This window comes from Roseibium sp. (assembly GCF_025698965.1).
Lineage (GTDB): Bacteria > Pseudomonadota > Alphaproteobacteria > Rhizobiales > Stappiaceae > Roseibium.
Genome location: NZ_JAILWL010000335.1, coordinates 1 through 7,390, shown reverse-complemented (window position 1 = coordinate 7,390; position 7,390 = coordinate 1). Strand labels below are relative to the sequence as shown.

The 7,390-nt window shown below is 52.3% G+C and carries 9 protein-coding genes; 3 read left to right on the top strand and 6 right to left on the bottom strand.

Features of this window, described 5'->3' with window-relative positions:
* On the top strand, window positions 1-173 hold a 173-nt coding region (locus K5905_RS22860), incomplete at its 5' end, for a peptidogalycan biosysnthesis protein (RefSeq protein ID WP_297588175.1).
* A gap of 17 nt (window positions 174-190) precedes the next feature.
* Here the strand turns inward: K5905_RS22860 and K5905_RS22855 are convergent.
* The gene (locus tag K5905_RS22855) at window positions 191-1,045 is read right to left on the bottom strand and encodes a GNAT family N-acetyltransferase (protein WP_297588173.1); all 855 of its coding nucleotides are present in this window, start codon (window positions 1,043-1,045) and stop codon (window positions 191-193) included.
* 103 nt (window positions 1,046-1,148) lie between these two features.
* Window positions 1,149-1,472: an antibiotic biosynthesis monooxygenase gene (locus K5905_RS22850; protein WP_297588170.1), complete on the bottom strand. Its 324-nt coding sequence runs from the start codon at window positions 1,470-1,472 to the stop codon at window positions 1,149-1,151.
* Between the two features lie 394 nt (window positions 1,473-1,866).
* Between K5905_RS22850 and K5905_RS22845 the strand changes: the two genes are divergently transcribed.
* Together K5905_RS22845 and K5905_RS22840 are read left to right on the top strand one after the other, a co-directional pair.
* The gene (locus K5905_RS22845) at window positions 1,867-2,472 is read left to right on the top strand and encodes a GNAT family protein (protein WP_297588168.1); all 606 of its coding nucleotides are present in this window, start codon (window positions 1,867-1,869) and stop codon (window positions 2,470-2,472) included.
* Window positions 2,473-2,482: 10 nt separating this feature from the next.
* Window positions 2,483-4,261 (top strand): tetratricopeptide repeat protein, encoded by a 1,779-nt coding sequence (locus tag K5905_RS22840; RefSeq protein ID WP_297588165.1) that lies wholly within the window; start codon window positions 2,483-2,485, stop codon window positions 4,259-4,261.
* Between the two features lie 189 nt (window positions 4,262-4,450).
* On the opposite strand, the gene K5905_RS22835 is transcribed toward K5905_RS22840, so the two are convergent.
* The 4 genes from K5905_RS22835 to K5905_RS22820 all read right to left on the bottom strand — a co-directional run.
* Entirely contained in the window at window positions 4,451-4,960 is a 510-nt protein-coding gene (locus K5905_RS22835; protein WP_297588163.1) for a pentapeptide repeat-containing protein, read from the bottom strand.
* 68 nt (window positions 4,961-5,028) lie between these two features.
* On the bottom strand, window positions 5,029-6,294 hold the full coding sequence (locus tag K5905_RS22830) for a hypothetical protein (RefSeq protein ID WP_297588160.1): 1,266 nt from the start codon (window positions 6,292-6,294) through the stop codon (window positions 5,029-5,031).
* Between the two features lie 79 nt (window positions 6,295-6,373).
* Complete coding sequence (locus K5905_RS22825; protein ID WP_297588158.1) at window positions 6,374-7,150, bottom strand: TfuA-like protein; 777 nt, start codon at window positions 7,148-7,150, stop codon at window positions 6,374-6,376.
* Window positions 7,143-7,390 (bottom strand): YcaO-like family protein (locus K5905_RS22820; protein WP_297588157.1); only part of this gene is annotated, 248 nt, incomplete at its 5' end. The genes K5905_RS22820 and K5905_RS22825, both read right to left, overlap by 8 nt.

Genomic DNA, 7,390 nt, shown 5'->3' with positions numbered 1-7,390 from the left:
AGGGCGCCCACAAACTGGCCAGAGGTTACATTCCAAAGACCACCTACTCCGCCCACTGGATCGCGCATGAAGGGCTGCATCAGGCCGTTGCGGACTATCTGGAGCAGGAGCGGTTTGCCGTTGAACGGGAAAACGAAGCGCTTTCAGAACATGCACCGTTCAAAAAAACCTAGGCGGCACCAACGCTGGTTCAAATTGCCAGACGCATTTCGAATTGCTGGAGAATGTCTTCAGCACCTGCCCGGTCCAGAAAACCGTTAATGCTGGGTGTAGTCACATCGACATTCACGAATGTCAGATGCTCTGCTTCCACCAGGCTTGCCAGTTGGTTGAGGATACCCCTCCCGATCCCGTTGCCGCGGAAGGCTCTTTGCACTGCAATTTGTGCAACCACACCATCGTCATAGACAGCCCCCCAACCGAGCAAATCCCTTCCCTTGATGGCCACAACAACTTGGGTTTTTGCCACAAGTCCCGTCATTGCATTCCGGCTGTTTTGCGGAGTTGGAACCGTATCGAAAAAGTCGGCCTCGTTTTTCGGCAATTCAGTCAACGCGATCCTCTTAAAATCAATACCCTCAAGGTCGCCGGCACTCCTGAAGCCGTTGGACAATTTACATACCCTCAGTTTCCGTGCGCATTGAAACCCGAAAGTCTCATACGCCGTGACGGCTTTGGTGTTTGTCGAAACCACTTCAAGCTGCAGACCACTGCAGGTGCTCTGGCGCTGTTTTTCGATCACCGCCTCAAGCAGCTTTCTCGACAGTCCCTTGCGGCGATGACCCGGGTGCGTGCCAACGGAAAGGGTATAGGCTCGGTCTTCATACTCCAGGTTCGGCAGGCTTGAGAACCAGAACGACACGACCTTCCCCTCCCTCGTGGCAACAAAGGAATGGTCGGCGGAAAAACCACGCTGGATTTGAAAATCCTTGAAACTTTGTTCCGACATGGAGAGCGGAACAACATAGTCGGCAAAGGCTTCGTTCATGGCACCACAAAGCTGCGTGGTGGTGAGCGTTCGACAGTCAGTAATCTGATAAGGCATGTTTTCTCGAATTAGCGCAGGCACGACGCTCGCGCAGAGGCTGTAGATTCCAGAGTTTGCTTTGATATTTGCCTATACTTGTCTGACGATCCAGTCCTTCGGGTCAGATATCGAAACTCTCCGCGACGTCATACATCACAGGCTCGAAATGCTTACAAAGCGCACTGATACGGCGATTGCGAGCGCGCATTTCAGATGAACGAAGCATAGCAAGAAAATCCTCACGCTTGCGCCACTGGGAGTAATTGGCAATGCGCGTTTGCGCGTCGTTCACATGAAGTCCCGCACCAATGAAACCCGGCTGATGCCGAATGAAGTTCTCGTAGGCGTCCTTCAACTCCTCCAGCAAGTCAAAGCAGGTTCCCGGTGTCATCTCGAACGTGGTGATGACTGTCTGGCAATCACGATCACTGGAAATTTCAGGCATGTCTTTTCTCCTCCGCCTTGGAACAAGAGGCTGGCATGTTTTTGAACAAGCGGCAATATCGGGGAACTACGACACATTGACCAAGATGCGGCAGTCGTACTGAAGTATTTGCAAAACGTTGAAGGGCTGCGGTCAGCACGAACTGTCCTAAACTGACAGGAGGCTTTTACACCTCAGGTGACCAGGCGTCATAATTCCACTAAACTCGCTATGCGCGTGAATTGGTCTGCGGGAATAACGCTTGATATCCACTTCAAGCAATTGGCCAGTTTCCGCTCATCGTCGCTGCAACAGCCCGAGCAGTCGCCGCCAAATTACGTAGACAGAATTTGCTTGATTGCATGCTGAAGTGCAGTTTTTGTGAACATTTGCTAACTAAGAGAAGTTTCAAGTTTTGACAAAAAAAGCAAAATTATTATTTCGCCCGTTGAATGAAGAAGATCTAAACTCCTTGGTGCATTGGTTTTCCAGTTTCGAAGACGTTGCTCTTTTCGATCGAGGCCTGCCAGTGCCAGTTAGCAGGGAGTATGTGGTCGAGAGCTGGAAACCGGCTCTTCAATACAACGAACCGCCCAAAGCCTTTTGGTTTTTGGCCGAAGAGCCAGATGGCAAACCGATTGGATTGTGCGGAATCCAATCGATCAACTATATACATGGAGATGCTGTCATTCCGCTTTTTGTCGCAAAAGACTACCGTCGCAAGGGACTCGCGCTCACGATGCTGCTTGAACTTATGGAGCTGGCTTTCGACCAGCTTAGGTTGCATCGGCTCTCAACAATCTATCGCGCCAACAACCAGGCAACCGAAAAGCTCGTTACTTCTGTAGGCTTTGCCAAAGAAGGCCGTATACGCGAAGGTTGGTACGCAGACGGCCAACATCATGATATCATTCAGGTTGGGCTATTGAATTCCGAGTGGCTGGAAACAAAACAAATTGTCAAAAAACGGTTGGCCGAGACATCTTTTGAACTAGTTAAGCGTTCGAAGCTTCAAAATTGATGGTGTAGGGATGGATGGTGGGTCTCAGCACGGTTTAAAACGTCGGCTCGCTGCAATCGTATTTGCGGACGTTGTTAATTATAGTCGTATGATGGGCGAGGACGAGCTCGGTACAACCCTGGCCGTGCGCGCGCGCCTGGAAGAGTTTTCAGTTCTTGCCCAGACACACTCGGGTGAGATTATCAGTACGGCCGGTGACGGCGTGTTCCTGCTGTTTGACAGCGCGGTGGATGCTGTAACCTTCGCAGTTACCATCCAGAAACAGCTTCACGAAATGAACGAGAAAGATGCCGATCGCAAACCGATCGTTTTTCGTTTCGGCATCAATCTCGGTGACGTTCTTCAGGGCAACGGCGAATTGTCTGGCGAGAGCATCAATATCGCTTCGCGAATAGAATCGTTCTCCGAACCCGGCAGGATATGTATCTCCGGGACTGTTTACGACAGTGTCAGCAGCAAGATGTCGATCGGCTATGAATATCTTGGTGCGCAGAAATTCAAGAACATCAAGGAAGACGTCGACGTCTTCCAGCTTCACGACAATCCGACAAGTGCGGCAATGACCGCGGGTCTTCGCCGTGAGCGGAAAAAGAACACGGCGAGTTTTGCTGGTGATCCGCTCATCGACCAATCGATTGTCGTCCTGCCATTTGCCTTTCAGGGCAGCGAACAGGGTGACAGCTGGTTCGCCGACGGCCTTACCGAAGACATCACGACCAGCCTGTCGAAGTTTCACCAGTTCTTCGTGATCTCCCGGAACTCGGCCTATGTCTATAGCGATCGCCAGTCGTCTCCCCAGGAAACCGCCAAGGAACTTGGGGTAAGATATGTGGTGCATGGCTCAGTTCGAAAGGCCGGCAGCCGGATCCGGATTACGATCCAGCTGATCGATGTCATCCGTGACCGAACGATCTGGGGAGAACAGTATAATCGCGAGATTGATGATCTTTTTGATCTTCAGGACGAGATTACGCAAACCATCGTCTCGGCAACAGCGGCGAAAATTGAGTCGTCCGAACTCGACAGGTTAAAACAGACGCCGCCTGCTAACATGGCCGCCTATGGCTTTGTGCTCCAGGGCCAGAGATACATTTTCAGCTATACCCGCAACGGCGTCAGCCAGGCACGAGAGCTTTATGAAACAGCCCTGCACAATGATCCCAAATACGCCAGAGCTCTCGCGGCAAAGTCCCGCACGCTGAACCTCGACTGGCGCTATAACTGGGCGCCGGAACCAGAGCTGGCCATCGACAACGCCCTGACGCTGGCAATGGATGCCATTGAACTGGATTCACTGGATGCAAGGGGATTTGGCGAACTGGGATTTGCGCATCTGTACCGCAAGGAACACGATGCCGCGATCAACGCTTATGAACGTGCTATCAAGCTCAATCCAAACGATGCCGATCTCATGTCAGACATGGCCGACGCCATGGCCCATTGCGGCCGGTCGGAGGAAGCCATCGAACTGCTTGAAAAAGCAATGCGCCTCAATCCCTTTTATCCCGACCAGTACCTCTGGCATTTGGGGGGCGCCTATTTCAATTTGAAGCAGTACGAGAAGGCGATTTCGACAATCAAGACCATGCAGAACCCGACTGAAGGCAGACGCCTTCTTGCGGCCAGTTACGGACTTCTCGATATGACGCAAGAAGCGCAGCAAGAGGCTGCAATGGTTCTGAAAGCCCATCCCAATTTTAATCTTGAGCATTGGGCGTCCGTTCAGCCGGATAAATACCCGGATGACGTAAGCCATTTTGTCGAAGGGTTGAAGCGCGCCGGCCTCTAGAGCATTTCCACCAGATGGTGGACCAATTGACCGGCTCGCTTTCTTCAGCTGGCAAAGCGACTGATACGCTGTGGTGCGAACCACAATACGCACAACTCACCGCAGACGGCGTGTGAAAAACACCGGCCATTCGGGTGACGGAAAGCAGCTCATAGCCAGCTTTCCACCGATTATCCGAGATTTGCGAACTTAATCGCTGGCGTCGCCGCGCGCGCCGCTCAATCGAGCGCCCGAAATTCTTGCGCCGGATACACGAGCACCAGAAACTCTTGCACCGGATACACGAGCACCAGATACCCGGGCGCCGGACACGCGGGCGCCAGACACACCCATACCGCCGTCAGCATCGCTCAACAGAACTTGCTCGAACGTTCCGGTGTCCAGATCCATACGCAATGTCTGGGCCGATTTGTCATACGACCAACACCGAAGCGACTTGTAAAAAGGATCATCATCGTCGAGGCCGGGACCCGGCACCTCAACCTTTGATGCGAGCTCCCCTTTGCCTTCAACCGCAAACAGAACAGCGCTGCCCATTTCGTAGTAAGCGCCACCAAAACTAAAACCGTAGATCCTTGCAATCGCAGGACCACTGCCAGCCGGACCAGAAGTTCCCTTTTTTTCTGGAACTACTTTCAGGTCTTCGACAATCTTTCCGTAAAGGACGATGGTCGAGGAAGAGTTAAGCTTTTCTGACATAGTTGATCTCGCATAGTAACAATTAAATTTAAATTCTCGACAAGGGCAGATTAACTTGACTCTTCCCCTTAGTCCAGAGGCATAAGCGTCCTAACCGAATTGGCGTGACTGTCTTTTTTTAAAGGCTCAAGTTGCGGCCCTACTTCAACCCAACCGATATCCCTCAGGTCGAAATTTCCCCGGATCAACTTTTGGAACCGCCCTCCGGTGTGTTGTCGATCAACCTCTTCAAACGCTCTTGCGACATCGACAAAGTTCAGGTCGTTTCGGTCCAGAATCTGCCAGGTATCGGCCAGATAGGTCCCAAGAATATCCCTTGCATCAATCAGGGCCAGCTTGAAGCTCTCAGGCTGCTGTCCATAGGCCTCGTCAAATAGCCCCTGCATCACCGGCGCATAATCCGGCGTTGCCAGCAATTTGTCGGAAAGATCTTCCATCTCCGGAGAAATACTGCCGTAGTCAACAAGGCACTCGTGAAAGATGTCGACAAAAATATCGAAGAAGGCGCCTGTCAAAGGTTGAGAAAGCTTGTGTTCCTTCACCCATCCTTTGGCAAATTTTGACAGGCGAACATCGTTAGCTGCAATCCGGATCTGCTTGTTTCCGGACAATTCCGCCATCCGGTTCACCGCATTCAGCATGTAAAGGTTGCCGCTCGTGTTTTCCAACAAGTGCTCGACGAGCGAATTGAAATGCAACGAGGAAATCAGAGCAACCAAGTCGGCTGCACTTTCGTGGAAACCGAAATATTCACCGGTTGCCTGGTCCGGATCCGGAACACCGATTTCGGAATAGATGATCGCATGTCCAACCTCGTGCGCGATAACGTCGAAGTTCAAGCTGAACGACTTGTAGTAACCGTGCTTGCGGTCACCACCCATCTCCAGAAAGCCATAGCCGGAATATGCGTTTTCAAGAGATGGAAGTATGGTCAGCTCCAGCCGTTCGTAGTGCTTTTCGCTGTGCCAGGGGATCCGTCTGCCGAAATAGTCTTCCCAGATATCGAGAACGAAGCGCACAGTGCCGAACAGATGCGCTGCCTCGAATTGTTCCGTTCCCGGTTCCAGGTAATCGAAATGTCCTTCCGCATCCGGCATTGCCGGCTCGTGGATGTCTCCTTTCCAGGGTGGCGTCAGCATATCGCCGCCATCAGCCGGTCCGGGCGCAATCCCATAAGGACGTGGTTTGCCGATGGGAAAAATCGTGTACATCCGATCATCGGACGGCCCTGGCTCAAGGCTGCCCGGTGGACTTGAAACCATGACAACTTCAGGTTCCTCAAAATCCTCAAGGAACCTTGGTTGCGGGTAGAGCTTGAAACGAGTGCCTTCCATGATCTGGGTACCCTACTCTGATTGAATAATCCTTAGAACGATCAGCTACTTCCAAACGTCGAGTTGCCAGTTTCTTGCTTCAGCCGAATAGCCGATAGCCCTCGGAACCTTGCCTTTGTTCGCTCTGTCGTGTTTGCCGTCCCCATTCGCGGATGCACTGGTGCCAGTACTCCGTTTCTTCAAAAACGAAGTCCGCATTATAAGGAACTGCGAAATTCTGTTCAGAAACAAATCGGTAGAGCGATTCGGCATCGAGTCGCTTCTGATCAACTTCATTGTCTGCCAGCCAGGAGCGAAACTCCGCAACCGGAGCTCCTTCACTCGAAGTCACTTCCCAATCCGACAGCAGGTTTTCCCAAGTCCGCTCCTTGTAAAACCGATCCTTGGCTGCCTTTAAAAGGAAGTCGCTGACATTTTGGGAAATCACTCCGCCGTCAACGGCTCCCTTGAGTGTTGCGCGAACGTTCACCATTGCCAGGCTGAGCGGTATGAAATCCATTTCGGCAGGTCCGTGAAGCAGAGCGACCTCGTCGTCATCTTCCAGAATCCCGTCCCGATATCCCTCATAGACCGCACCAATGCCGTATCGATCGGTTTCCGCGGCCCTCAAAGCCCCCATACTGGCGGCTCCGATGACATGTACTCCCTGGCTGAGCGCCCAGAGTATTTCCTTGTGCCAAACAGACGGAACACCCTCGAAGTAACCGTCTACGATGCCGATAACTGATGGCTTTTCCTTGCAGGCGAGGTAAATGTCTCCCTGTTTGCAAGGTGGCCTGAAGCTTATTTCGGGATCGTACTCGATTTGCGAGCCTGCGAATGACGGGCCGGCAAACACTATCTTCGTACTAGCCATATTTGCTCATCTCGCGCGCTCTTGGACCGGCAACATAATCGTCATCGTCATGAGGGGCTTCTAGGCCCGGCACAACCACCCTCGCGACGGGAATACCGAATTCCTGCTTGCCAAGATCCACCCAGATGGCCTCCGAGATTCCGACCGCTGCCAGTGATTCCAGCATAAGGTCGAGATCTTCCTTGAGTGTTTCGTGCGTATGCGACGCAACATCAGAGAAGTCCAAAAAACCGTTCGGGC

Excerpts from the sequence above, each read along its gene's own strand:
- K5905_RS22850 (WP_297588170.1), bottom strand. The coding sequence starts at position 1,472 with ATGCCTGAAATTTCCAGTGATCGTGATTGCCAGACAGTCATCACCACG.
- K5905_RS22825 (WP_297588158.1), bottom strand. The coding sequence starts at position 7,150 with ATGGCTAGTACGAAGATAGTGTTTGCCGGCCCGTCATTCGCAGGCTCG.
- K5905_RS22830 (WP_297588160.1), bottom strand. The coding sequence starts at position 6,294 with ATGGAAGGCACTCGTTTCAAGCTCTACCCGCAACCAAGGTTCCTTGAG.
- K5905_RS22840 (WP_297588165.1), top strand. The coding sequence starts at position 2,483 with ATGGATGGTGGGTCTCAGCACGGTTTAAAACGTCGGCTCGCTGCAATC.
- K5905_RS22835 (WP_297588163.1), bottom strand. The coding sequence starts at position 4,960 with ATGTCAGAAAAGCTTAACTCTTCCTCGACCATCGTCCTTTACGGAAAG.
- K5905_RS22855 (WP_297588173.1), bottom strand. The coding sequence starts at position 1,045 with ATGCCTTATCAGATTACTGACTGTCGAACGCTCACCACCACGCAGCTT.